This is a genomic window from Burkholderia sp. Ed8 (assembly GCF_040761425.1).
In the GTDB taxonomy this organism is placed as follows: Bacteria; Pseudomonadota; Gammaproteobacteria; order Burkholderiales; family Burkholderiaceae; genus Burkholderia; species Burkholderia seminalis.
The window spans coordinates 545631-570766 of the sequence record NZ_CP142886.1; the positions used below are offsets into that span (position 1 = coordinate 545631).

Below are 25136 nucleotides of genomic sequence, written 5' to 3' on the forward strand. Positions count from 1 at the left end.
TCATGGCAACGTTAGGCGGGCAAATTTCGCACTCGCCGATGACGGGCGAAGAGAAGAAGGTGATCTTCGCGTCGTCGCTCGGCACCGTGTTCGAGTGGTACGACTTTTACCTGGCCGGCTCGCTCGCGGCCTACATCGGCAAGAGCTTCTTCTCCGGCGTCAATCCGACCGCCGCGTTCATCTTCACGCTGCTCGGCTTTGCAGCCGGCTTCGCGGTGCGGCCGTTCGGCGCGATCGTGTTCGGCCGGCTCGGCGACCTCGTCGGCCGCAAGCACACGTTCCTCGTGACGATCGTGATCATGGGCGTCTCGACGTTCGTGGTCGGCTTCCTGCCCGGCTACGCGTCGATCGGCATCGCCGCGCCCGTGATCTTCATCGCGATGCGGCTGTTGCAGGGCCTCGCGCTCGGCGGCGAGTACGGCGGCGCGGCGACCTACGTCGCCGAACATGCGCCGGCGAACCGTCGCGGCTTCTACACCGCGTGGATCCAGACGACCGCCACGCTCGGCCTGTTCCTGTCGCTGCTCGTGATCCTCGGCGTGCGTACGTTCATCGGCGAGGAAGCGTTCGGCAGCTGGGGCTGGCGCGTGCCGTTCGTCGCGTCGATCCTGCTGCTCGCCGTGTCGGTGTGGATCCGGATGCAGCTGAACGAATCGCCGGTGTTCCTGCGCATCAAGGCGGAAGGCAAGACGTCGAAGGCGCCGCTGACCGAAGCATTCGGCCAGTGGAAGAACCTGAAGATCGTGATCCTCGCGCTGATCGGCCTGACGGCCGGCCAGGCCGTCGTGTGGTACACGGGCCAGTTCTACGCGCTGTTCTTCCTGACGCAGACGCTGAAGGTCGACGGGGCCAGCGCGAACATCCTGATCGCGATCGCCCTGCTGATCGGCACGCCGTTCTTCCTGTTCTTCGGTTCGCTGTCGGACAAGATCGGCCGCAAGCCGATCATCCTCGCGGGCTGCCTGATCGCGGCGCTGACCTACTTCCCGCTGTTCAAGGCGCTCACGCACTACGCGAACCCGCAGCTCGAGCTCGCGACGCAGAAGGCGCCGATCACGGTCCTGGCCGACCCGGCCACCTGCTCGTTCCAGTTCAACCCGGTGGGCACGTCGAAGTTCACCAGCTCGTGCGACATCGCGAAGAGCGCGCTCTCGAAGGCCGGCCTGAACTACGAGAACGTCGCGGCACCGGCCGGCACGCTGGCCCAGATCAAGGTCGGCGACACTGTGATCCAGACCTACGACGGCAAGGCGGCCGACGCGAAGGCGCAGGGCGCGGCGTTCGACAAGACGCTCGCATCGACGCTGAAGGGGGCCGGCTACCCGGCGAAGGCCGACCCGGCGCAGCTCAACTGGCCGATGACGATCGTGATCCTGACGATCCTCGTGATCTACGTGACGATGGTGTACGGCCCGATCGCCGCGATGCTGGTCGAGATGTTCCCGACGCGGATCCGCTACACGTCGATGTCGCTGCCCTATCACATCGGCAACGGCTGGTTCGGCGGCTTCCTGCCGGCGACCGCGTTCGCGATCGTCGCGGCGAAGGGCGACATCTATTCGGGCCTCTGGTATCCGATCGTGATCGCGCTGGCCACCTTCGTGATCGGCCTGCTGTTCGTCAAGGAGACGAAGGACTCGAACATCTACGCGCAGGATTGAGGTTGTCCGGGCGGGCGGATGCGGGTTGCCGGACGGGTGTTCCGGCGACCGGCAAACCGCCCTGCCGCAAGGGCGTCGTGGGTCATCCGGCAACTTTTTTCACGGGAGATGGAAAAAGCTGTTGACAGCCAGGCGGCCGACCGACATAATTCAATTCTTCACGGCGAATTAGCTCAGTCGGTTAGAGCGACGGAATCATAATCCGCAGGTCCGGGGTTCGAATCCCTGATTCGCCACCAAATGCGAAAAGCCGCTGTTTCTTTCGAAACAGCGGCTTTTTTCATTGCTGCGTGGCTCCGGCAGCAGCCCCCGCCGATAAACATCGCGTACGCCCGGTCCAGCGGGTTCCGCAATCGGGATCCCTCATGCGCTTAATGGCATCCGCCAGCATGGCCCGTTCCGGCGTGTCGCGACCGCCCACCCATCCCGTTTTTTCCCGACGTTCGTCGCTCCCGCGGCGAAATCACATCGCGTCGACCGCTCCGGTCTCCGCCAGCATCCGCCGGCTGTAGGCAAGATCGCGAACCGGCCACGACGAAATCCGGTCGAGATCGGTGGCAGGTGTGGTGGCCGTGCTGGTTGGCATGCGGGTCGTTTCACCGCGAGACGACCTGGACAAAAGCAAGATCGACGCAATCCTGAAGGCCGCGCTCGCGGACAAGAACACCGCTCCGACCGACGCCTGCGTCAGCCTGGCCGGCGCCGAACTTCCTGCGGACGTCAATGCGAAGGATTTGCCGAGGGTCGACGGCGTAGTGAGATCAGACGTGCAGGCATTGATCAACCGCGGACTGATTACCGTGAAATTCAATGCAGGCAAAGGACGACCGACCGTGAGAAATCCGGACTACGAATCACGCGACACCCATGTCCCGTTGAGCCACATCGCGCTCACCTCCGTCGGAAAGTCGTTCTACCGGTACGAGGAACTCGAGACGACCGACGGGTCGGTTCCCGGTGGACGGGCGCTCCTCATGGTGAACCTGTTCTACGCGCACGTGACCTATGGTGGCGTCGAAAAATTCATGGAGCCGTCCAAGAATCCGTTCGACGACAATCCGCACCTGGTCTCGTGGGTCAATTTCCTGTGGAAGCCGGGTCGGCCAGCCACGCCGTGGCTGGCCGACCCGGACCTGCTGGGCTCGCTGACGTTTTATCCCGAAGAGGACGGCTGGGCGCACAAGGGCATTCTCCTCGAACGGGACGACAACGGGCACTGGACGCTTGGAGAAAATCCGTACGCGATCCGCTGGTAGGCCCGCCATAAGACGTGACGGTTCAGCTGCCCGACGATCGACGGATGAGGCATTCACGGCAAGTCTCGTCGCCTTACGCCGCTACCGCCCCTCTCTGCTGCTTCGCCGCCTGCGCCCCCACCCGCCCCCGCCAGTTCTCCCCGCCCTCCAGCGCCGGCGTCGACTCGAACACCTCCGCGATCCAGTCGGCGAACACCCGCACCTTCTGCGACAGATGCCGGTTGTGCGGATAGACGATCGAAATCGGCTTCGGCTTCGGATTGCAGTCCGGCAGCACCTCGACCAGCGAACCGTCGAGCAGGTTCGGCAGCACCATGAACAGCGTCGGCTGGATCATCCCGAACCCTTCGAGCCCGCACGTCACGTAGGCATCCGAATCGTTGACCGTCACGCTGCCGTTCATCCGCACCTCGAACGGCTTGCCGTCGATCATGAACACCCACGGAATCGCCCGCGCGCCGTGGCTCGAACGGAAATTCACCGCATGGTGCTCGGCGAGATCGGCGATCTCGTGCGGCTCGCCGTGACGCTCCAGATATTCCGGCGACGCGCAGGTCACGCGCTTGAGCATGCCGATGCGCCGCGCGACCATCGACGAATCCTCGAGCGGCCCGACGCGGATCATGCAGTCGATGCCTTCCTCGACCGGATCCACATAGCGATCGGACAGCCCCAGCTCGAGCGTGATGTCCGGATAGCGCTGCCGGAAAATCGACAGCGACGGCAGCACGATGCGCCGCCCGAGCGAGCTCGGCATGTGGACGCGCAACACGCCGCTCGGCTTGCGGTTGCCGGCCTGGAAACTCGCGTCGGCTTCCGCGATCTCCGAGATGATCTTCGTGCAATGCTCGTAGTACGCGGCGCCCTCCGGCGTCAGCGACAGCCGGCGCGTCGTCCGGTGCATCAGGCGCACGCCGAGCAGCGCCTCGAGATTCTGGATGATGGTCGTCACCGACGCGCGCGGCATCGCGAGCGTATCGGCCGCGCGCGTGAAGCTGTTCGCGTCGACCACACGGGTAAAAACTTCCATTGCCTGGATTCGGTCCATCCTGCTTCCCCCTTCGAATCGCCAACAGAACAGAATAGAGCGCGCGACGGGCACGGCACAAGCCCCCGCCTATTGTTCTCCGATCCTGAATAGTTTCGGCATTTCGGACTCGAAACCGACCGGTTTCCGTTCAGTTCCGGACAGCAGCCGCTCCGTCCTCGATCACGCCCCGCACGTCATCGCACGAAGCGTTCGCGATAGCCCTGCGGCGACACACCGAGCACGCGCACGAAACTGCGCCGCAGCGTCTCCTCCGAACCGAAGCCGCAGCGCGCGGCGATCCGCTTGACGGGCCACGCCGTTTCGCCGAGCAGGCGCTGCGCGGCCTCGACGCGGATCTGCTCGACCGCGCGTGCGGGCGTACGGCCCGTTCCCGCGCGATAGTGGCGTACGAAGCTGCGCTCGCTCATGCGTACGCGCTCGGCCAGCGCGGGCACCGACAGGTCGGCCGTCAGGTGCTCGGCCATCCATGCATGCAGTTCGCCGAACCGGTCGTCGGTGCGCTGCATCGACAGCATCGCGCTGAACTGCGCCTGCCCGCCCGGACGCTTCAGGAACACGACGAGTTCGCGTGCGACGTCGAGCGCGGTCGCGCGCCCGAGATCCTCCTCGACCAGCGCGAGCGCGAGATCGATGCCGGCCGTCACGCCGGCCGACGTCCACAGCGCGCCTTCGCGGATGAAGATCGGATCGGACTCGACGCGCACGTTCGGGTAGCGCGCCGCGAATTCGTCGCAGCGCGCCCAGTGCGTGACCGCGCGCCGCCCGTCGAGCAGCCCGGCCTCGGCGAGCAGGAATGCGCCGGTACAGACCGACGCCACACGCCGCGCGCGCCCGGCCTGCTGCCGCACCCAGCGCACCAGCCGCGCATCCTTCGACGCCGCATGCACGCCCTTGCCGCCGGCGACGATCAGCGTATCGGGAGGGCGGGCAGCCGAGCGCAGCGACTCGGCCATCACGACGAGCCCCGACGACGTCTCGACGGGCCCCGCGTCGACCGCCACGACGCGCGGCGCATACGGCGCCGGCTGCCCGCGCTCCAGCGCGAGCTCGTTGACGGAGGCGAACACCTGCAGCGGCCCCGACACGTCGAGCAGTTGCGCGCGCGGGAACGCGAGGACCAGGATCGAACGCGGAGCGGCAGGCATGGCGATTGGCTGAAAACGTGGGTGATATGGCAATTTCGCCAAACACTACGCGCCTAGAATCGATCTGTCCATCCCGTGCCGGCAACGGCGCGCTCCATGTCCACTCGGAGTCTTCGCATGACCCTGCATATCGGCCTTCTCGTATTTCCGGGCGTCCAGCAACTCGACCTCACCGGCCCGCACGACGTGCTCGCGTCGCTGCCCGACGCAGCCGTCCACCTGGTCTGGAAGTCGCGCGACGCCGTCGCGTCGAGCAGCGGCCTCGCCCTCACGCCGACCTGCACGTTCGACGACTGTCCGCCGCTCGACGTGATCTGTATCCCGGGCGGCATCGGGATCAACGAACTGCTGCTCGACGCCGAAACGATCGCGTTCGTGCAACAGCGCGCGGCCGCCGCACGCTATGTGACGTCGGTCTGTACGGGTGCGCTACTGCTCGGCGTGGCCGGCCTGCTGCACGGGCGGCGCGCGACGACGCACTGGGCGTTCCACGCGCTGCTCGAACCGCTGGGTGCGGTGCCCGTGCGCGAGCGCGTGGTGCGCGACGGCAACCTGATCACGGGCGGCGGCGTGACGGCCGGCATCGACTTCGCGCTGACGATCGCCGCCGAGCTGGTGGGCGACGAAGAAGCGCAGGCGATCCAGTTGCAGCTCGAATACGCGCCCGCGCCGCCGTTCGCTGCCGGCTCGCCCGACACCGCGCCGGCAGCGGTCGTGAAGCGCGTCACCGAACGGTCGGCCGCCGGCTTCGCGAAGCGCAAGGCGATCGTCGAGCAAGCGCTGCGCGCGACGTCGCGCTGAATGCGGATACCAATGAAATGACGGAAACACGACGCGCATTCGCGCCGGAGCACGCATCGATGAACATTGTCCGGAGTGCAGACTACACGGCGGACCGCGCATGGGGCGCGCTCGACATCGCAAAACTGAACGGCATCACGGTCCGGCTGCACTGGACCGACGCGCCCTATCGATGGCACGTGAACGACGGCGAGGAGGTGTTCGCGGTACTCGACGGCCGCGTCGAGATGCGCTATCGCGAAGCGGGCGTCGAGCATGCGGCGGTGCTGGAAACGGGCGATGTCTTCCACGCGACGGCCGGCATGGAGCATGTCGCGCACCCGCTCGGCGAAGCGCGCATCCTCGTGATCGAAACGGAAGGCAGCGTCTGACGGCGGCCTGCAGCCGCGCGACGACGACGTACGACGAAGGCGGGCTTCAGCCGGTGATCGTCCCCGTTGCCTGCGACGGAATCAGCTTCGGCTGCGGCGTGCACAGACACTGGCACAGGTCGTGTTCGAGCGCGACGACCTTGCCCATCACGGTCATCGTCCGCTCGCCGCCGTCCGACACGATCACGCCGGTGGTCTTGCACGCGGCGCAGAGCACCGGTGCGCCGAGATAGGCGAGTTCGCGTCCGTCGAACGACGAGTTGGCGATCCCTTCGAGCACCACGCCACCGTGGTCGGTCGTGTCGCCTTTCAGAATGAATTTGCGGCTCATGTGTCGGTTCTTCCCTCGGAAACGCCGCGCGGCGCGGCAACGCGGCCGCATGCGGGCAATCGGAATCCGCCCGTCGGTCGCGGGCGTTCCGCGAGCATATCACCGCGCGCGGCGGCCGCCTGCCGGTTGCCGCGCCCGCCCCCCGTCAGAACTTGTGCCGGATGCCGATCCGCGCCCCGAACTGGCGGTCGTTCGCCGACGCGCCGGGGCCGTTGATCGCGGCGACCGCCGCGCGCCCCGTCGAGTCGGTGCCCGATGCGCGCTGATAAACGGCGGTCAGGTACACGTCGGTGCGCTTCGACAGGAAGTAGTCGAGCCCGGCCGCGACCTGGTGGTACGTCGCACCGTCGCGGCCGTTCACGCCACCGCCGCGCGTGTAGTCGTACGCGACGCCGCCGAACAGGTAAGGCGTGAACTGGTAGCGCACGCTGGCCTCGACGTTGTTGAACACCGCGTTGCCGGACACGCCGCCGGGGTTCGGCCCGGACGACAGGTCGCCGAGTCGACGGAACGACGTGTTCGTGTACATCGCGCCGAGCGTCACCGCGCCGATCGCGTAGGTGCCGCCCGCCGCCGCCACCTGCAGCGTGCGCGCCGACGCATAACCGGCATACACGGGCGACAGCATGTTGTTGCCCGGCACGCCGCCGACGACCGGCGCGGGGCTGCCGGTCGTGCCGAAGAACGACACGTTCGGATTGCGCGCATTCAGGTAACCGGCCGCGACCACGAGCGGCCCGCGCGCGTAGCCGGCCGTCATCGACCACACCTGGTTGCGCGTCGCCGCGCCCGCGATGCCGCCCACGCCGTACATGGCCGCGAAGCGGAATCCGCCGTAGTCGCGGCTCGTGAACTTGATCGCGTTGTTGGTCGAGTTCGCGTTGTTTACGTTATCGAGATCGCCGGGGTGCGCAACCATGTAGCCGCCGAACAGCGCGGCGGCCTCGAGCGGCCCGAGGAAATCGACGTTGGTGTCGTACTGACGCCCCAGCGTGACGGTGCCGAACGGCCCCGACAGCCCGACGAACGCCTTCTTGCCGAAGATCAGCCCGCCCTGCCCGAGCTTGCCGGTGCTCGGGTCGAAGCCGTTCTCGAGCGTGAAGACGGCCGCCAGCCCGCCGCCGAGATCCTCGACGCCGCGCAGCCCCCAGCGGCTCGCCTGCTGCACGCCACCGCGCATCCGCCACGCCGGCTTGCCGCTCACGGCACCGTTCGGGCCGGCGACCGCGAGATTGCTCGTGTAGGTCAGCCCCTCGTCGATAATGCCGTACAGCGTCACGCTGCTCTGTGCGTGCGCCGCACCCGCGATCAGCGCGACGCCCGCGCCTGCCAACAGCCGTTTTTTCATCTGAAGGTCTCCATTGCGCGGGTCGAATGGCAAAACGCAGGCGTGCGCGTCCCCCGCAGGCGCGCGGCCTGCTCCGGTGCACACCGGAACGGTCAGCGGTGAATCGGGGAAGACGGCTAGCGCATCGCGTCGGCGACGACGGCGGGCGAAACCCGGCGGCGGCCGGCCGCGACTTCGTACGCGTGACCGAACTGCAGCACGCCCCAGTCGTCGCGGTAGCGGCCGACGATCTGCATGCCGATCGGCAAACCGGTCGCGCCGAAGCCGCACGGCACCGACAGGATCGGCGCCTCGGTCGACGACAGGTACCAGCACACGCGCATCCAGTCGATGTACGACGTGCTCGCGACACCCTGCACGTGCGCAGGCGAGCGCAGGTCGACGTCGAACGGCATCATCTGCGTGGCCGGCAGCACGTAGAACGCGTAGCGCTGCATGAACGCGCGCATCCGCTCGAACAGCCGCGTCTTGCGCACGAACATGCGGCCGAGATCGGCGGCCGTCAGCGACCGATGCAGCCGGTATTCATCGTGAATCTCGGGCTTCAGCGCCGCACGCTGCGCTTCGTCGAATCCGTCGACCAGCGTGCCGATCATCCATGCGCGCTCGATGCGGAACACGTCCTCCGCATCGGACAGGTCGGGATCGTCGAATTCGACTTCGCAGCCAAGCGCCGCGAACACACGCGCCTGCGCATCGACCGCCCGACCGATCTCCGGATCGACCGGCACGCCAGGCAAGCCGCGCGACATCGCGATGCGAGTGCCGCGGAAGTCGCGTTCGAGCGGCTGCGCGAAGCGTACGCCCGGTTCCGCGAGTTCGGTCGCGGTCTCGCCGCTCGGCCCGGCGATCGCCGACAGCAGCAGCGCGGTATCGGCCACGTCGCGCGCCATCGGCCCGTCGACGCCGAGCGTCGCCCAGCCGTTCAGGTCCGGCGCGCGCGGCACGCGGCCCGGCGACGGCCGCAATCCGACCACGTTGTTCCACGCGGCCGGATTGCGCAGCGACCCGCCCATGTCGCTGCCGCACGCGAGCGGATTCATCCCGCACGCGAGCGCGGCGGCCGCGCCGCCGCTGCTGCCGCCCGCCGAACGCGTCAGGTCCCACGGGTTGCGCGTCGCGCCGAACACGTCGTTGAACGTGTGCGACCCGGCGCCGAATTCGGGCGTGTTCGACTTGCCGATCATCAACGCGCCGGCGCTCGCGCAGCGGCGCGCGACGAGCGCGTCATGCTGCGGCACGTGATCGGCGAACAACGCCGAGCCGTACGTCGTGCGCACGCCGCGCGTCGCGGTGAGATCCTTCTGCGACACCGGCAGACCGTGCAGCGGCCCCTGCCATGCGCCGCGCATCCAGCCGGCGTCGATGTCGCGCGCACGAGCGCGCAGCAGGTCGGGATCGACGACGGTCACGAGCGCGTTCACGCGAGGGTTCACCGTCGCGATCCGGGCGAGATGCGCGTCGAGCAGGTCGCACGCGCTGATCTGCCGGGTCATCAGCAGGTCGAGCATCGTGCGGGCGGACAGGTCGCACAGTTCGCCGGCCGTGACGTCGGCGGGCGGTGAGGAAAGCGAAACGGTGGCGGTCATACGGTTCGGCGCGAGGAGGAAAGAAGGAGACGACGGCAATCACGCATCGTGTTCGCTGCGATCCGACGCGAACGCGAGCGCGACGAGCGACAGCACGCCGCAGACGATCACGTACCACGCGGGCGCAGCCGGATTGCCGGTCGCGCCGATCATCCACGTGACGATGAACTGCGCGAAGCCACCGAAGATCGACACGCCGCCCGCATACGCGATCGACAGCGCGGTGGCGCGCGTGCTCTTCGGGAACAGCTCGGCGAGGATCACGCCGTTCGCGCCGGCGTTGATCGAGTGCAGTGCGGCGAGCAGCATCACGACCGCATACATCGTCGCGATCGACGGCACCGCGCGGATCAGCCAGAAGCCCGGCAGGATCAGCACGGTCAGCGCGACGCGCGACCACAGCGCGACGCGCTTGCTGCCGGTGCGGTCGGACAGCCGCCCGCCGATCGGCGCGGCGACGAACATCACCGCGCCGGAGAGGATCCCGCACCACAGCGCGGTATCCATCGGCAGGTGCAGCACCTTGATCGCGTACGTCGACATGTAATACAGCACGATGAAGTGCGCGGCCGTGCCGCCGACCACGAGGCCGAGCGCGGTCAGCACGGCACCGCCGTCGCGCCGCAGCACGGTGCCGAGCACCGCCGACGAACGCCGCGCGGCCGCGGCCGGCGCGTGCTGTTCGATCGCGCTGAAGCGTGCGCGCAGGTAGAGGCCGATCGGCGCGATCAGCACGCCCAGCAGGAACGGCACGCGCCAGCCCCACGTTTCGAGCGAGGCGGTATTGAGGAAATGCGACAGCAGGAAGCCGACGAACGAGCCGGCGAGCGCCGCGGCGCCCTGGCTCGCGAACTGCCAGCTCGTGTAGTAGCCGCGTTCGCCGGCCGGCGCGCGCTCGGCGAGCAGCGACGTCGATACGCCGACCTCGCCGCCGGCCGAAAAGCCCTGCAGCAGCCGCGCGACGACGACCAGCACGGGCGCCGCGAGGCCGATCTGCGCATAGGTCGGCAGCACGCCGATCATCCCGGTGCCGATCGCCATCGTGACGAGCGTGAGGTTCATCGCGGGCACGCGGCCGAAGCGGTCGGCGACGAGCCCGATCACGACGCCGCCGACCGGCCGCGCGATGAAGCCGACGCCGAAGGTCGCGACCGACATCAGCAATTGCTGCTGCGCGGAAACCGCGGGAAAGAACAGTTTGCCGAGCAGCACCGCGAAGAAGCTGAACACGGTGAGATCGAAGAATTCGAGGCCGTTGCCGATCGTGATCGCGACAATCAGCTGACGATTGGACGGGGATGCGGCAACGTCGCCGACATGCCCGCCGAACATGCTGTCTGCTCGAGGCGCCTTCATGAAGGTATGTCTCCGTACTGGTTACGCGTGTCGTGTGCCCGGCCCGTTCGACGGCCTGCGCACGCAGTCTAGGCATTCAAAATACGCAGCCCGGAGCGACATTTTTCGATCGTGATAACGCACGGTTATCGCGTGCTTTCCCCGCCGCGACGCGGTGTAGGATACGAACGTCGCCACTGCCGCCGCGCCCCGCCTCGCCGTGAAACACCACCAGCTCCGGGCGCTTGCCGCCATCGCCGAACACGGCAGCCTGCGCGCGGCCGCGCGCGCGATCCATCTGTCTCAGCCCGCGCTGACGAAGGCGATTCGCGAACTCGAACTCGATCTCGGCGTGCCGCTCGTCACGCGCAATGCGCGCGGCGCGCAGCTCACGCGTTTCGGGCAGGCCGTCTACGCACGCGCGCGGCTGATCCTCGCGGAGATGCAGCACGCGCGCGACGACGTGATCCAGCTGTCGGGCGGCAAGGAAGGCGCGCTCGCATGCGCGCTGACGCCGCTGGTGTCGCTCGGCTTCCTGCCGGCCGCGCTCGACGCCTTTCGCCAGCGGATGCCGACGATCCGCCTCGACGTGCGGGAAGGGTTTCTCGACACCGCGCTGCCGCGGCTGCGCGACGGCTCGCTCGACTTCGTGATCGCGATCGTCGATGCGGCACGGCTGTCGCCGGAATTCACGTTCCGGCCGCTGCTCGAATCGGAACTGATCCTGATGACGCGCGCGAGCAATCCGCTGCGTCACTGCACGTCGCTCGCGCAGTTGCAGGACGCGCAATGGATCCTCAACACGTCGCCGGAAAGCATCGGCCGGCTGCTGCAGGACGTGTTCGTCGCGCACGGCTATCCGGCGCCGCGGCCGATCGTCGAATGCACGTCGTTCAGCGCGGCGTTTTCGCTGTCGGTCCACACCGACACCGTGTCGTGCGTGCCGAAGCGCTTCATGGAAGTCGACTGGATCCGCGAGCGGATGGTCGCGATCGACGTGGCGGAAACGATTCCGTCCGTGTCGGTCGGCGTGCTCACGCGCCGCGATGCGCTGAACACGCTGGCCTGCGACTACCTGATCCACTGCTTCGTCGAAGCCGTGCGCCGGCACGATCGCGCGGCGCTGCTGTGGCGGTAGCGGCGCCGCTCAGGCGAACAGCGCGATGCACGGCGCGGCTCCGCACGGATAGGTGCCGAGCGCGCCGGTGAACCGCACGGGATTCGGGTCGGCCATCGTCGGCCAGACGAGCAATAAGACGACCAGCAGGCAGCGGCACACGGTTGCCGCGACGATCAGCGCGAGGATCACGCGCGCCGACATGGAGAAACAGCACGGCGAGAAACGGCGCATATTCGGCTGTCTTGCCATGCGCGCGCGCGCGACCTTGTCGAGCCCGTTCGTCGGGTCGGGCGCATACCCGGCTCCGATGGTGTGCCGAAAGCGCGTGACGGACACGACGAGCCCGAGCCCGCCGAACGGCAGCAGCCCGAGGATGGCCGTGCACACGAGCGCGACGGGATGGATCGTCATGGGACGCCGGGCGTAAGCGGAAATGCGCCGTACCTCCGGCGATCGTACTCGCCGTCGGCGCGCGCGGCTATCGCGGAAACCCGTAGCGTCGCCGGGCGACGGCGCGCGTTCCACGCGCGGGTTCCGGCCCGAATTGCAGCGGCACCGCAACGCACGAAATCCGTGCATCGTCCGGCGGCCCGGCCACGCGGGCCTGCCCGCCGCCGCTTCCTGCCGCGCGGGCTGCGCCGCGCGCCACGCGCAAACGTTACGCCGCGACGGCGCGCACCATCGCGGCGCGGCGCCCGTTGCCGCGCCTCACGGGCACGCGCGTTGCATCGGCGCATCTCGGTAGTCGACGCCCTTGGCAGCCCGCTGCGGAGGACTACACTAATCCTTAATGGGGTGCGGCCGGACAACCGCGCCCTCAGGGAGACGCCGCCATGAATCGGCCGCTGAATCGTATCCTACCGCGCGTGACCGGTCCCGCATCGGTCTGGACGTGGGTCAAGTGGTCTTTGCTCGCCGCACTGCTGATCGCGGTGGCGATCGTTGCGCGGCTCGTGCAGACCGAGATCGAAACGTCCCGGATGCAGGCGCATTACCTGTCCGAACTCACCCGCGACGTCGGCTACACGATCGAAACGGGCCCGAGCGATCACATCCGCTTCCCCGCGAACGGCCCCTACGACCAGCGCCTCGGCTACGCGCTGCTTCCGGCATTCCAGCAGCGGCTGCTCGCGCGCGGTTTCGTCGTCGGCAAGCAGGCGCGCGATTCGCAGCGGATGCTGTCGCTCGGCGATCGCGGGTTGTTCCTCCCTTACGAAGAGAAGGACCAGGCCGGCCTGATGCTGTTCGATTCGACCGGCGCACCGCTGTTCGCGACCGTGTTCCCGCAGCGCGTGTACGCCGACTTCGACACGGTGCCGCGTGTGGTCGTCGATTCGCTGCTGTTCATCGAGGATCGCTATCTGCTCGACGCGAACGAGCCGAACCGCAACCCGGCGATCGACTGGGGTCGCTTCAGCCGCGCGCTCGCCGACCAGGCGCTGCACGTCGTCAACCGTCACCAGGCGCGCCCGGGCGGCAGCACGCTCGCGACGCAGATCGAGAAGTTCCGCCATTCGCCCGAAGGCCGCACCGCGACGCCGCCCGAAAAGCTGCGGCAGATCGCGTCCGCGTCGGTGCGCGCGTACCTGAACGGCCCGCAGACGATGCTCGCGCGCCGCACGATCGTCGTGCGCTACCTGAACTCGGTGCCGCTCGCCGCCCGGCCGCATGTCGGCGAAATCACCGGCATCGGCGACGGTCTCGCCGCGTGGTACGGCCGCGACTTCAACGACGTGAACCGGATCCTGTCCGCGCCGACGACCGGCGACAACATCGACGAACAGGGCAAGACGTTCCGCGAGGTGCTGTCGCTGATCATCGCGCAGCGCGCGCCGTCGTATTTCCTCAACCGCGGTTATCCGGCGCTGCAGAAGCTGACCGACAGCTATCTGCGGCTGCTGTCGAACGGCGGCGTGATTTCTCCCGCGCTGCGCGATGCCGCGCTCGCCGCGCAGATCGAGCGCAGCGCGCCGCCCGCCGCCGCGCACGTGCAGTCGTTCGTGTCGCGCAAGGCCGTGACGTCCGCGCGCGCATCGCTGCTGTCGGCGCTCGGCATCAGCGACCTGTACCAGCTCGACCAGCTCGACCTGCAGGCGACCAGCACGCTCGACAACGGCGTGCAGCAGGCCGTCGCCGAACGGCTCGCGCAGGCGTCGACGCGCGACGGCGCGCAGGCCGCCGGCCTGTACGGTTTCGAGATGCTCGCGCCGAAGGACGACCCATCGCACCTCACGTACAGCTTCACGCTGTACGAACACCGCAACGGCGCGAACCTGCTGCGCGTGCAGACCGACAGCGTGAACCAGCCGTTCGACGTGAATCGCGGCGGCCGTATCAACCTCGGCTCGACCGCGAAGCTGCGCACGCTGATCACGTACCTGCAGATCGTGTCCGACCTGCATGCGCGTTACGCGAGCCTGTCGAACGCCGAGCTCGCGCGCGTGAAGCCCGACCCGATCGACCAGTTGTCGCGCTGGGCGCTCGACTACCTGTCGCATACGCGCGACCGCTCGCTGCAGGCGATGCTCGACGCGGCCGTCGAACGCAAGTACTCGGCGAGCCCCGACGTTTTCTACACGGGCGGCGGCGCGCAGGTGTTCTCGAACTTCGAAAAGTCGGACAACGGCCGCATCCTGACGCTGCACGCGGCGTTCGAGCACTCGGTCAACCTCGTGTTCGTGCGGCTGATGCGCGACATCGTCCACTACGAGATGCTGCAGGCGGCCGGCCCCTCGTCGTCGTGGCTCGGCGATCCCGACCAGCGCCGGCGTTACCTGCAGCAGTTCGTCGACGGCGAAAGCCAGGTCTACGTGAGGCGCTATTACACGCGCTACGCGGGCAAGGCACCCGACGATGCGCTCGCGCTGCTGCTGCGCGACGTGCGCAAGTCGCCGCCGAAGATCGCGACCGTGCTGCGCAGCGTCGCGCCGAACGAATCGCTCGCCTGGTTCGATGCGCAGATGCGCGCGCAGCTGAAGGGCACGCCGGCCGCGACGCTGTCCGACGACGATCTTGCCGCGCTCTACGCGAAGTACGCGATCGGTCGCTTCAACCTCAACGACCGCGGTTATATCGCAAGCGTGCATCCGCTCGCGCTGTGGACGCTCAACTACCTGCGCGCGCACCCGACGGCGTCGCTCGCCGAGGTCCAGCGCGACAGCCGCGATGCGCGTTTCTACACGTACTCGTGGCTGTACAAGACGCGCTACCACGCGACGCAGGACCGGCGCATCCGCCGCATGGTCGAGCTGCGCGCGTACGCGGAGATCACGAAGTCGTGGCGCGCCCTCGGCTACCCGTTCGCGGAAGTCACGCCGTCCTATGCGGCGGCGATCGGCGCGTCGGGCGACCAGCCCGACGCACTCGCGAAACTGATCGGCCTGATCGCGAACGGCGGCCAGAAGGCGCCGACCGAGACGATCACGCGGCTCGACTTCGCGAAGGGCACGCCGTACGAAACGCGCTTCGTGCGCGCGGCCGCGCAACCGCAGCCGATGCTGCCGCCGGAGGTCGTCAACGTGGCGCACACGCTGCTGCGCGACGTCGTGCTGAACGGCACCGCGCGCCGCCTCGCGGGCGGCCTCACGCTACCCGACGGCAAGACGCTCCCGGTGTACGGCAAGACGGGGACGGGCGACCAGCGCTTCAACGTCTACGCGCGCGGCGCGCGGCTGATCGAGTCGCGCAAGGTCAACCGCAGCGGCACGTTCGTGTTCGTGATCGGCGACCGGTTCTTCGGGGTCCTGACGGCAACCGCGCACGAACCCTACGCGGCCCGCTACGACTTCACGAGCGCGATGGCCGTGCAGTTGCTGAAGTCGATGGCGCCGGCGCTCGCGCCGCTGATCGAGCGCCCGGCCGGCACCGGCACGCGGACGGCCGGCCCGGCGCCGCAAGCGGAAACGCCCGCGCCGGACGCCGCGTCGGCGCAACCGTCCTGATTCCCGATGACTGCACGACCGGTCGCGCCGCCGCGCGCCGCTCGGCGCGGGCGGCCATCGTCGTGCCCGGCGGGCGGCGCGTCGAGGTAGACATTCTCGAGACGGCAGACGTTGGCCGCCGCCGTACGACGGCGGTTTCCGCGATCCAGCACGTCCGTCTCCCGGAGCGGCGCGCGCCTCGCACGGCATCCGGGCGAACACCGTTGGCCAGGCCGATCCAAACGCGTACAGTAGCGTTCGCATGCGCCGCCCGCGACGTCGGGCGGCACGCGTCCCGCCCCTCGTCGACCCAGGAAAAACCATCATGCTCGAACTGCGTCCCGGCTGCGAATGCTGCGACAAGGACCTGCCGCCCGATTCGGCGGAGGCGCGCATCTGTACGTTCGAATGTACGTTCTGCGCGACCTGCGCCGACGACGTGCTGAAGGGTCGCTGCCCGAACTGCGGCGGCGACCTGGTCGCGCGCCCGCGCCGGCCGGCGAGCCTGCTCGCGAAATACCCAGCGTCGACGGAACGCGTCGTCAAGCCGGGCGGCTGCGCGAACGCCTGACGGCGCCGCGCCGCCCGCCTCTTTCCGTCACGACATCTCGATCCGCGCGCGCGTCACCGCGAGCAGCGACGCCATCGCGCGGCGCGCACCGTCCTCGTCGCGCGCGCGGATCGCGTCGCTGACGGCCAGGTGCTCGGCGAGCGACGCGTTGTAGACGTCGGCCCGGCGCGCATTCAGGTGCAGTTGCGCCTCGAGCGTGCGGTCGATCAGCGTGCCGAGCGGCACCAGCAGTTCGTTGCCGCCGGCCTCGAGCACGCTCAGGTGAAAGCGCAGGTCGGCGCGCACCCATTCGTCGACGGTGCGTGCGGCGGCCATCGCGCGCGCCGCGCCGTCGATCGCGGCGAACGCTTCCGGCGTATGCGCGCGCGCGGCCAGCGCGGCCGCGTACGGCTCGATCATCTCGCGCATCTCCTGCAGCTTCAGCGCGAAGGCGAGCGGCGGCGCGACGCGCGCATACCAGTCGAGCAGGTCGGCATCGAGCAGGTTCCACGCACGGCGCGGCCGCACGCGCGTGCCGACCTTCGGCCGCGACTCGACGAGCCCCTTCGACGTCAGCGTGCGCAACGCCTCGCGCATCACCGTGCGGCTCACGCCGTACCTCTCCATCAGGTCGGGCTCCCTCGGCAGCAGCGATTCGGGCGGATGGTCGCCGCGCAGGATCGCCGTCGCCAGCTGGAAGGCCGTCTGTCCATGCAGGTCGCGTTGAATGGTCGTTCTCCGTTGATCCGGCAGGCCGGCTGCCCACTATCTGCACAATAATGCTATTAATACTATTTTTTATCGGGCTACGCTAGGATAACCGTGAAAGCACGCGACCGTGCGCCGCGCCCGAGCGGCCGCGCCGGTCAACCATGGAGACTCGCGTCATGAAAATCACCCGCCTCGAAACCTTTGTCGTCCCGCCGCGCTGGCTGTTCCTCAAGATCGAAACCGACGAGGGCATCGTCGGCTGGGGCGAGCCGGTCGTCGAAGGCCGCGCGCACACGGTCGAGGCCGCCGTGCAGGAGCTGGCCGACTACCTCGTCGGCCGCGACCCGCTGCTGATCGAAGACCACTGGCAGGTGATGTACCGCGCGGGCTTCTACCGCGGCGGCCCGATCACGATGAGCGCGATCGCCGGCGTCGATCAGGCGCTGTGGGACATCAAGGGCAAGCATCACGGCGTGCCGGTGCACGCGTTGCTGGGCGGCCAGGTGCGCGATCGCATCAAGGTGTATTCGTGGATCGGCGGCGACCGGCCGAGCGACGTCGCGAACAATGCGCGCGCGGTCGTCGAGCGCGGCTTCAAGGCCGTCAAGATGAACGGCTCCGAGGAACTGCAGATCGTCGATACCTACGACAAGGTCGAGCAGGTGATCGCGAACGTCTCGGCCGTGCGCGACGCGGTCGGCCCGCACGTCGGGATCGGCGTCGACTTCCACGGCCGCGTGCACAAGCCGATGGCGAAGGTGCTCGCGAAGGAGCTCGACCCGTACAAGCTGATGTTCATCGAGGAGCCGGTGCTGTCGGAGAACGCCGAGGCACTGCGCGACATCGTCAACCAGACCAACACGCCGATCGCGCTCGGCGAACGGCTGTACTCGCGCTGGGACTTCAAGCACATCCTCGCGGGCGGCTACGTGGACATCATCCAGCCCGACGCATCGCACGCGGGCGGCATCACCGAGTGCCGCAAGATCGCGACGCTCGCGGAAAGCTACGACGTCGCGCTCGCGCTGCACTGCCCGCTCGGCCCGATCGCGCTCGCCGCGTGCCTGCAGCTCGACGCGGTCAGCTACAACGCATTCATCCAGGAACAAAGCCTCGGCATCCACTACAACCAGGGCAACGACCTGCTCGACTACCTGCGCAACCCCGAGGTGTTCCGCTACGAGGACGGCTTCGTCGCGATCCCGCAGGGCCCGGGGCTCGGCATCGACGTGAACGAGGAGAAGGTGCGCGAGATGGCGAAGACCGGCCACCGCTGGCGCAATCCGGTATGGCGCCATGCGGACGGCAGTGTCGCCGAGTGGTAAGCGCGACGCGCATCGCGCGCGGCCGAGGCCCGCGCGGTACGCCCCGATGTCGGCACGGCCGCCCGACAGGCGGCCGTGCCTGCATGCGCGGCACCGTTGCGTGACGCCGCGCGCAACGGGCCGTCAGCCGAGCGCCGCGAAGCCCGGCACGCTGAACGACAGCACGGCTGCCGCGACGAACACGCCGATCATCGTCATCCCTTCGAGATGCAGGATATTGCGGAACGTGTGCGCGTCCTCGGTCGACGCGGTGCGGCGCAGGCGCGGCAGCGCCGAGAAGCGGTTCAGGCCGCCGAGCACGAGCGCGAGCGCGACGAGCAGCAGCTTCAGCAACAGCACGCGCCCCCACGTGCTGCCGTCGAGCGGCGCGAGCGAGCCGCCGAGCCCGCGGATCGCATTGAGCGCGCCCGTGCCGAGCACGAACACGACCGCGGCGATCGACGTGCGCGACAGGTGCTGGCCGATGCGGATCAGCGCGCCGCGCGCGACCGACGAGCCGAGTGCCGGCAGCACCGCGAGCCCGCCCGCGAGCACGAGGCCGCCCCACACCGCCGTCGCGAGCAGGTGCAGCGTCTGTACGCCGACCGCCGCGGACAGTGCGCCCGTATCGGCTGCATGGCCGAGGGAAGCCTTGCCGGCCGCGATCACGATCACCGCGAACCACAGCACCGCGTGTGCGACGGGGCCGTCCGGCTTCGCGAGCGCGACGATCGCGAGCACCAGGGCGCCGGCGAACGCGACGCTCCACGCAAAGCCCGTATGCGTCTGCATCAGCATGACCGGGATCGCGGCGAACGCGCCGCCGAGCCCCGCGCCGCTCATCGTCGCGGCCTCGTAGACGAGCCAGCCGAGATCCGCGAGCACCAGCGCCAGCGCCGCCGCGACCAGCGAATGTTGCGCGCGCAGCCACGCCGGATGCGACGGCGAGATGACCGGCCGTGCGCCGTCCTTGCCGAGCCACGCCTTGAGCAGCGCCGAGCCGACCGCCATCGCGAACGCGGCGTCCATCAGCGCCGCGAGCGCGACCTGACCGATCCACAAGCTGTCGAACTTCATCGCGCGCACCCTCCCGAAAGCGACGGGCCGGCGAGGCGACAACGGGACGGACGGCGTGAGGAAGGCAACGGCACGGTAGAAAACGTCATTGATGAATCCGGAAACGGGAGAAATGACTGGACCAGCGGCGGAGGCGGCGCCGCGCGACCCGCGAGTGTACGGTCTTCGATGGGGAAAACGCACGCCGGTTCACACAGCGGCGTCGCAATACGCGTCAAATTGTCGCAAGTCGCAAACAGACAGGAACCGATGTCCTTTTGCCAAATAGCCGTCATTACCCATCGATGATAGAATGCCGCGTCGCAGCAGCCCGGCTGTCCTGCCGTCCATGCGCCGAGCCGATCGTAGCCCGGACAAGGTCCCCGACGAATAATCATGGAGTCTCGTGTGTCTTCAAGACGCCTCTTCCGTCCGCTGCTCGCCGTTCTGATGATCGGCGGCGCGGGCCTTATGAGCGCTGCCCAAGCGCAGACCAAGCCCACGGAGCAAGCGCACGCCCAGCAGGCGCCGCTCAAGGCACCCGATACCATGGCCGAGCGTGTGCGCGGCTGTACTGCATGCCACGGCGTCCACGGCCAGGGCACCGACAACGACTATTTCCCGCGTCTTGCCGGCAAGCCGGCCGAGTACCTGTACAACCAGCTCGTCAACTTCCGTGACGGCCGGCGCAAGTACCCGCCGATGAACTACCTGCTGACGTACCTGAACGACGACTACCTGCGCGAAATCGCCGAGCACTTCTCGGCCGAACGTCCGCCGTATCCGACGCCGGCGAAGCCGACGCTGCCGGCTGCGACGCTCGCACGCGGCAAGCAGCTCGTCACGCAAGGCGATCCGTCCCGCAAGCTGCCGGCCTGCGTGGCCTGCCACGGCGCAGGGCTGACCGGCATGCAGCCGGCGATCCCGGGCCTCGTCGGCCTGCACGCCGATTACCTGAGCGCGCAGCTCGGCGCCTGGCGCTCGGGCAACCGTCACGCGAAGGCACCGGATTGCATGCACGACATCGCGTCGAAGCTTTCCGACGAAGACGTGACGGCTGTGACCGCATGGCTCGCCGCGCAACCGGCGCCCGCCAACCCCGTGCCGGCCCCGGCGCGTTCGATGAAGACTCCGCTCGCCTGCGGCAGCGAACCGCAATAAGGCAAGGGAGACAGACACAATGAAACGCAAGTCCCTGTTTGCACTCTCGGCCGCCGCGATCGTCGCGGCCGCCGCCCTCGTGCCGGTCCTGTGGCCGGGCAACGACACGCTGCACGGCGCTTCCGCCGTCGCGGCCACGCCGGCCGACCAGGCCGCGCTGATCAAGAAGGGCGAATACCTCGCGCGCGTCGGCGACTGTATCGCGTGCCACACCGTGCGCGGCGGCAAGTCGTTCGCGGGCGGCCTGCCGATGGCGACGCCGTTCGGCACGATGTACACGCCGAACATCACGCCGGACGACCAGAACGGTATCGGCAAGTGGACGTCGGACGACTTCTACCGCGCGATGCACACGGGTCGCTCGAAGGACGGCAGCCTGCTCTACCCGGGCTTCCCGTTCGCGAGCTACACGAAGGTCACGCGCGCGGATTCGGACGCGATCTACGCGTACCTGCGCTCGGTCGCGCCGGTGTCGGTGCCGAGCCGTCCGCACGAACTGAAGTTCCCGTTCAACAACCGCAACCTGCTGATCGGCTGGCGCACGCTGTTCTTCAAGGAAGGCGAATACAAGCCGGATCCGACGAAGTCGGTCGAATGGAACCGCGGCGCGTACCTCGTCGAAGGCCTCGGCCACTGCTCGATGTGCCACACGTCGATCAACATGATGGGCGGCCCGGTGAGTTCGTCGGCGTTCGCCGGCGGCCTGATCCCGCTGCAGAACTGGTATGCGCCGTCGCTGACGAACGACAAGGAACTCGGCCTCGGCGACTGGCACGTGCAGGAGCTGTCCGACCTGCTGCAGGCCGGCGTGTCGCAGAAGGGCGCGGTGTTCGGCCCGATGGCGGACGTGGTCCACAACAGCCTGCAGTACATGACCGACGAAGATACGCGCGCGATGTCGACGTACCTGAAGTCGATCCCGCAGAAGGCTGAAGCGCCGAAGAACATGCAGTACGAGCCGTCGAAGCAATTCGGCAACGCGCTGTTCGACCAGGGCAAGAAGATCTACGCAGACAACTGCGCGACCTGCCACGCCGAAACCGGCGCGGGCAAGCCGCCTGCTTATCCGCCGCTCGCGGGCAACCACTCGATCATGATGGAATCGGCGGTCAACCCGATCCGCATGGTGCTGAATGGCGGCTATCCGCCGAGCACGTTCAAGAACCCGCGTCCGTACGGCATGCCGCCGTTCGCGCAGTCGCTGTCGAACCAGGAAGTCGCAGCTGTAGTAACGTACATCCGGATGTCGTGGGGCAACAACGGTACGCCGATCTCGCCGCAACAGGTGAGTGACCTGCGTTCCGCGCCGCTTGACTAAATAACGCGTGACGCAAACGGGGCGCGGCTGCGGGAAACCGCAGCCGCGCCCCTTTGCTTTTTGCGACGCCAGTCCCCGCGCGGGCCGCGCGAGGTGTCGCCGATCATAAAACTCAAGAGTGGTATCTATGTCTTTCGAATCTCTCGGCTTGGCCGAACCGCTGGTCAAGGCGGTCAACGAGCTCGGCTACACATCGCCGACCCCGATCCAGCAGCAGGCGATCCCTGCCGTCCTCGGCGGCGGCGACCTGCTCGCAGGCGCGCAAACGGGCACCGGCAAGACCGCCGGCTTCACGCTGCCGATCCTGCAACGCCTGCATACGTTCTACGCGGACAATCGCGGGGCGAAGCGCGCGGTGCGCGCGCTGATCCTCACGCCGACGCGCGAACTCGCCGCGCAGGTCGAGGAAAGCGTCCGTGCGTATAGCAAGTACCTGAAGCTGCGCTCGACCGTGATGTTCGGCGGCGTCAGCATCAATCCGCAGATCGATGCGCTCAAGCGCGGCGTCGACATCGTCGTCGCGACGCCGGGCCGCCTGCTCGACCACATGCAGCAGAAGACCATCGACCTGTCGGATCTCGACATCCTCGTGCTCGACGAAGCCGACCGGATGCTCGACATGGGCTTCATCCACGACATCAAGCGCGTGCTCGCGAAGCTGCCGCCGGAGCGCCAGAACCTGCTGTTCTCCGCCACCTTCTCCGACGAAATCAAGGCGCTCGCGGACAACCTGCTCGATTCGCCCGCGCTGATCGAGGTCGCACGCCGCAACACGACGGCCGAAAGCGTCGCGCAGAAGATCCACCCGGTCGACCGCGATCGCAAGCGCGAGCTGCTCACGCACCTGATCCGCGAACACAACTGGTTCCAGGTACTCGTGTTCACGCGCACCAAGCACGGCGCGAACCGGCTCGCCGAGCAGTTGACGAAGGACGGCATCAGCGCGATGGCGATCCACGGCAACAAGAGCCAGTCGGCCCGCACGCGCGCGCTGGCCGAGTTCAAGAACAGCACGCTGCAGGTGCTCGTCGCGACCGATATCGCCGCGCGCGGGATCGACATCGACCAGTTGCCGCACGTCGTCAACTTCGACCTGCCGAACGTGCCCGAGGATTACGTGCACCGGATCGGCCGCACGGGCCGCGCGGGCGCGACCGGCGAAGCCGTGTCGCTCGTGTGCGTCGACGAGAAGCAGTTGCTGCGCGACATCGAGCGGCTGATCAAGCGCGAGATTCCGCAGGAAGTGATCGCGGGCTTCGAACCCGATCCGAACGCGAAGCCGGAGCCGATCCAGCAGCGTCGCGGGCAACAGCCGCGCGGTGGTGGTAATGGCGGCGGCGGTGGCGGCGGCAATCGCCAGCCGCGGGCGGGCGGCTCAGGCCAGCCGGCCGCGAAACGCGACGGCAACGCGCAACCGAAAGCCTCGCAGCAGAAGGCCGCGAAGCCGCGCACGCAAGGCGCCGCCGGCGGTACCGGCGGACGTCCGGCGGGCGGCGGCAACAGCGCCCGCCCGGCGAACGGCAACGCCGCGCACCCGAACCGCAATCGCTCGTCGCGCAGCGGCCAGCGCGGTCACTGAAGCCGCGCGGCGGCGCGCCGCAGGTGCTCGACCTGGCGTTGCCAGCGTGCGAGCACCGCGGCGCGCTCTCCTTCCAGCGTGAACGTGACACCCGTCGCGAGTCGCGCATAGCCGACCCGCTGCGCATCGCCCCGCGCGATCGTCGCGGCGAATCCGGCGAGGCCGCCGAAGTCTCCTTCGAGCGGCGTCATCTTCAATTGCGCCTGAAAGAACGCTCCGTCCGCGACGAGCGTCAACGCGGCCGTGCGCCGCTGCGCGATCGCGCGCGCGGCCCGCGACTGCGGCCAAAGCGCGATCAGCAGCGTACGCGCATCGTGCGCATAGATCTCGCCGACGCCGAGCAGCGTCGTGCGCAACTGGCCGTCGTCGGTCGCGACGATCAGCGACGCGGCGAGGTCGGCATGACGCTCGAGCGCGGTGCCGTCGAACAGTGCCACGATGGCGGACGGCCACGCATCGAACGTCCATTGTTCGAGTGCGTGGCGAGGGGTATCGGTCATGATGGCGTGGCCCTGGAGCGGATCGGACGAGGAGGCGCCAGCGTACGCGCGACGGGCCGTACCGCGTCGATCAGCGCAGGAAAACGTGCCGCGTGATCTTCGTGAGCGGATAGTGGACGCCCGGCTGGATCTTCGCGGGCAGGTCGAGCGGCTTGAGCAGCATCTTCACGCACATGTCGGCCGACAGGTTGCGACGCACGAGCGAATTGATGCGCGCGGCACGCTCGCGGTTGTACTGATTGTCGCCGACGCGATCGGGATAGCGGATCGCGAACACATGGCGCAGCGCGATCTCGGAATCCTCGTTCTTGATTTCCATCACGCGGCGCGCCAGCGCGCCGAGCACGGCGAGCCGGCCGTTGCCCTCGACCTGGTTGTACTTCTTGAAGAACTTGAAGAAGTGCTTGTAGTGACGCACTTCGTCGGTGCGGATGTTGTCGGTGATTTCCTTCAGCACCGGCTCGTCCGAGCACTCGTTGATCGCGCGATAAAGCGTGGCGGTACCCGTCTCGACGACGCAGCGCGCGACCATCTCGAGCGCGCGGGTCTTCTCGAACGCCTCGACCGAGCAGGTCTTCGAATACTCGGCGAAGAAATTCGCGAACGCGGTATCCCAGTCGAACTCGGGCCACACGTGCGCGATGTACGCCTTCAGCGCGCGGCCGTGCTGCAATTCTTCGTGCTCCCATGCATTGTTGAGCCATGCGGAGACTTCCGGATCGTCATTGAAGAAGGTGCTCAGATTGCTCGTGTAGAGATCCGAGCCGCTTTCGATGAACGACGACGCGCACAGCAGCAGCAGCAGATCCTCGTTCGCGGCGGCACGCTGACGATCGATCCGGTTCAGGTCGATGTCCTCGATACGCCACGGCATGACATGCGTCGTTTTCGTGTCCATGGTGGTGCGCTCCCAGTCGTCGCGCGGGGGCCGGCCCATGCCTTCGGCACAGGCGCCCGCCTTCCCGCAGGCGGCGTTTTACGTCGTTTATAGTGAATTGGTCCGGCCGAACCATGCTGGCATCTTAGCCG

General features: G+C 68.1%; 21 protein-coding genes, 1 tRNA gene and 1 pseudogene. 12 read left to right on the plus strand and 11 right to left on the minus strand.

The features are described from left to right. Positions 1 to 2: 2 nt before the first annotated feature. From VXM69_RS16465 to VXM69_RS16475, 3 genes are all read left to right on the plus strand, one after another. Complete coding sequence (locus VXM69_RS16465) at positions 3 to 1661, plus strand: MFS transporter (RefSeq protein WP_367189913.1); 1659 nt, start codon at positions 3 to 5, stop codon at positions 1659 to 1661. Positions 1662 to 1823: 162 nt separating this feature from the next. Further along, a tRNA-Met gene (locus tag VXM69_RS16470) sits at positions 1824 to 1900 on the plus strand. Positions 1901 to 2224: 324 nt separating this feature from the next. Beyond that, positions 2225 to 2917 (plus strand): hypothetical protein, encoded by a 693-nt coding sequence (locus tag VXM69_RS16475; protein WP_367189914.1) that lies wholly within the window; start codon positions 2225 to 2227, stop codon positions 2915 to 2917. Between the two features lie 73 nt (positions 2918 to 2990). Here VXM69_RS16475 and VXM69_RS16480 read toward each other — a convergent pair whose 3' ends face one another. Both VXM69_RS16480 and VXM69_RS16485 read right to left on the minus strand, forming a co-directional pair. Then, positions 2991 to 3965, minus strand: coding sequence for a LysR family transcriptional regulator (locus VXM69_RS16480; protein WP_049034673.1), 975 nt, complete (start codon positions 3963 to 3965; stop codon positions 2991 to 2993). A 176-nt stretch (positions 3966 to 4141) separates the two neighbouring features. After that, positions 4142 to 5113, minus strand: coding sequence for a GlxA family transcriptional regulator (locus tag VXM69_RS16485; RefSeq protein ID WP_049034671.1), 972 nt, complete (start codon positions 5111 to 5113; stop codon positions 4142 to 4144). Positions 5114 to 5230: 117 nt separating this feature from the next. Here VXM69_RS16485 and VXM69_RS16490 point away from each other — a divergent pair, with 117 nt between their 5' ends. After that, entirely contained in the window at positions 5231 to 5914 is a 684-nt protein-coding gene (locus VXM69_RS16490; RefSeq protein ID WP_049034669.1) for a DJ-1/PfpI family protein, read from the plus strand. 59 nt (positions 5915 to 5973) lie between these two features. Further along, on the plus strand, positions 5974 to 6285 hold the full coding sequence (locus tag VXM69_RS16495) for a cupin domain-containing protein (RefSeq protein WP_034189052.1): 312 nt from the start codon (positions 5974 to 5976) through the stop codon (positions 6283 to 6285). 46 nt (positions 6286 to 6331) lie between these two features. Here the strand turns inward: VXM69_RS16495 and VXM69_RS16500 are convergent, their stop codons facing one another. The 4 genes from VXM69_RS16500 to VXM69_RS16515 form a co-directional block, all read right to left on the minus strand. Beyond that, the gene (locus VXM69_RS16500; RefSeq protein ID WP_034189051.1) at positions 6332 to 6616 is read right to left on the minus strand and encodes a PAAR domain-containing protein; all 285 of its coding nucleotides are present in this window, start codon (positions 6614 to 6616) and stop codon (positions 6332 to 6334) included. A 145-nt stretch (positions 6617 to 6761) separates the two neighbouring features. Beyond that, positions 6762 to 7964, minus strand: a complete 1203-nt coding sequence (locus tag VXM69_RS16505) for a porin (RefSeq protein WP_367189915.1) — start codon at positions 7962 to 7964, stop codon at positions 6762 to 6764. Between the two features lie 116 nt (positions 7965 to 8080). Next, positions 8081 to 9553: an amidase gene (locus tag VXM69_RS16510; protein WP_367189916.1), complete on the minus strand. Its 1473-nt coding sequence runs from the start codon at positions 9551 to 9553 to the stop codon at positions 8081 to 8083. A gap of 39 nt (positions 9554 to 9592) precedes the next feature. Then, entirely contained in the window at positions 9593 to 10909 is a 1317-nt protein-coding gene (locus VXM69_RS16515) for an MFS transporter (RefSeq protein WP_367189917.1), read from the minus strand. A gap of 199 nt (positions 10910 to 11108) precedes the next feature. Between VXM69_RS16515 and VXM69_RS16520 the strand changes: the two genes are divergently transcribed. Then, a complete protein-coding gene (locus tag VXM69_RS16520; protein ID WP_049029828.1) occupies positions 11109 to 12026 on the plus strand; it encodes a LysR substrate-binding domain-containing protein in 918 nt (305 codons plus the stop codon). A gap of 9 nt (positions 12027 to 12035) precedes the next feature. Here VXM69_RS16520 and VXM69_RS16525 read toward each other — a convergent pair. Beyond that, positions 12036 to 12419: pseudogene (locus tag VXM69_RS16525) on the minus strand (MAPEG family protein). Positions 12420 to 12841: 422 nt separating this feature from the next. Between VXM69_RS16525 and VXM69_RS16530 the strand changes: the two are divergent. Then, a complete protein-coding gene (locus tag VXM69_RS16530) occupies positions 12842 to 15949 on the plus strand; it encodes a biosynthetic peptidoglycan transglycosylase (RefSeq protein WP_301742357.1) in 3108 nt (1035 codons plus the stop codon). 304 nt (positions 15950 to 16253) lie between these two features. Then, positions 16254 to 16499, plus strand: coding sequence for a DUF1272 domain-containing protein (locus VXM69_RS16535; protein WP_034189046.1), 246 nt, complete (start codon positions 16254 to 16256; stop codon positions 16497 to 16499). A 27-nt stretch (positions 16500 to 16526) separates the two neighbouring features. Here the strand turns inward: VXM69_RS16535 and VXM69_RS16540 are convergent, their stop codons facing one another. Then, on the minus strand, positions 16527 to 17231 hold the full coding sequence (locus VXM69_RS16540) for a FadR/GntR family transcriptional regulator (RefSeq protein WP_343727954.1): 705 nt from the start codon (positions 17229 to 17231) through the stop codon (positions 16527 to 16529). A 134-nt stretch (positions 17232 to 17365) separates the two neighbouring features. Here VXM69_RS16540 and dgoD point away from each other — a divergent pair, with 134 nt between their 5' ends. Next, a complete protein-coding gene (gene dgoD / locus VXM69_RS16545; protein WP_034189044.1) occupies positions 17366 to 18514 on the plus strand; it encodes a galactonate dehydratase in 1149 nt (382 codons plus the stop codon). A 123-nt stretch (positions 18515 to 18637) separates the two neighbouring features. Here dgoD and VXM69_RS16550 read toward each other — a convergent pair whose 3' ends face one another. Continuing rightward, positions 18638 to 19570: a CopD family protein gene (locus VXM69_RS16550; protein ID WP_034189043.1), complete on the minus strand. Its 933-nt coding sequence runs from the start codon at positions 19568 to 19570 to the stop codon at positions 18638 to 18640. Between the two features lie 375 nt (positions 19571 to 19945). Between VXM69_RS16550 and VXM69_RS16555 the strand changes: the two genes are divergently transcribed. From VXM69_RS16555 to VXM69_RS16565, 3 genes are all read left to right on the plus strand, one after another. Further along, positions 19946 to 20710, plus strand: a complete 765-nt coding sequence (locus tag VXM69_RS16555; protein WP_034189042.1) for a c-type cytochrome — start codon at positions 19946 to 19948, stop codon at positions 20708 to 20710. A gap of 19 nt (positions 20711 to 20729) precedes the next feature. Continuing rightward, complete coding sequence (locus tag VXM69_RS16560; RefSeq protein WP_034189041.1) at positions 20730 to 22028, plus strand: cytochrome c; 1299 nt, start codon at positions 20730 to 20732, stop codon at positions 22026 to 22028. A gap of 127 nt (positions 22029 to 22155) precedes the next feature. Further along, positions 22156 to 23607, plus strand: a complete 1452-nt coding sequence (locus VXM69_RS16565; protein WP_069706278.1) for a DEAD/DEAH box helicase — start codon at positions 22156 to 22158, stop codon at positions 23605 to 23607. Here VXM69_RS16565 and VXM69_RS16570 read toward each other — a convergent pair. Beyond that, complete coding sequence (locus VXM69_RS16570; protein ID WP_034189039.1) at positions 23601 to 24107, minus strand: hypothetical protein; 507 nt, start codon at positions 24105 to 24107, stop codon at positions 23601 to 23603. The genes VXM69_RS16565 and VXM69_RS16570 overlap by 7 nt on opposite strands. Positions 24108 to 24177: 70 nt before the next feature. Then, the gene (locus tag VXM69_RS16575; RefSeq protein ID WP_034189104.1) at positions 24178 to 25005 is read right to left on the minus strand and encodes a ferritin-like domain-containing protein; all 828 of its coding nucleotides are present in this window, start codon (positions 25003 to 25005) and stop codon (positions 24178 to 24180) included. Positions 25006 to 25136: the final 131 nt, after the last annotated feature.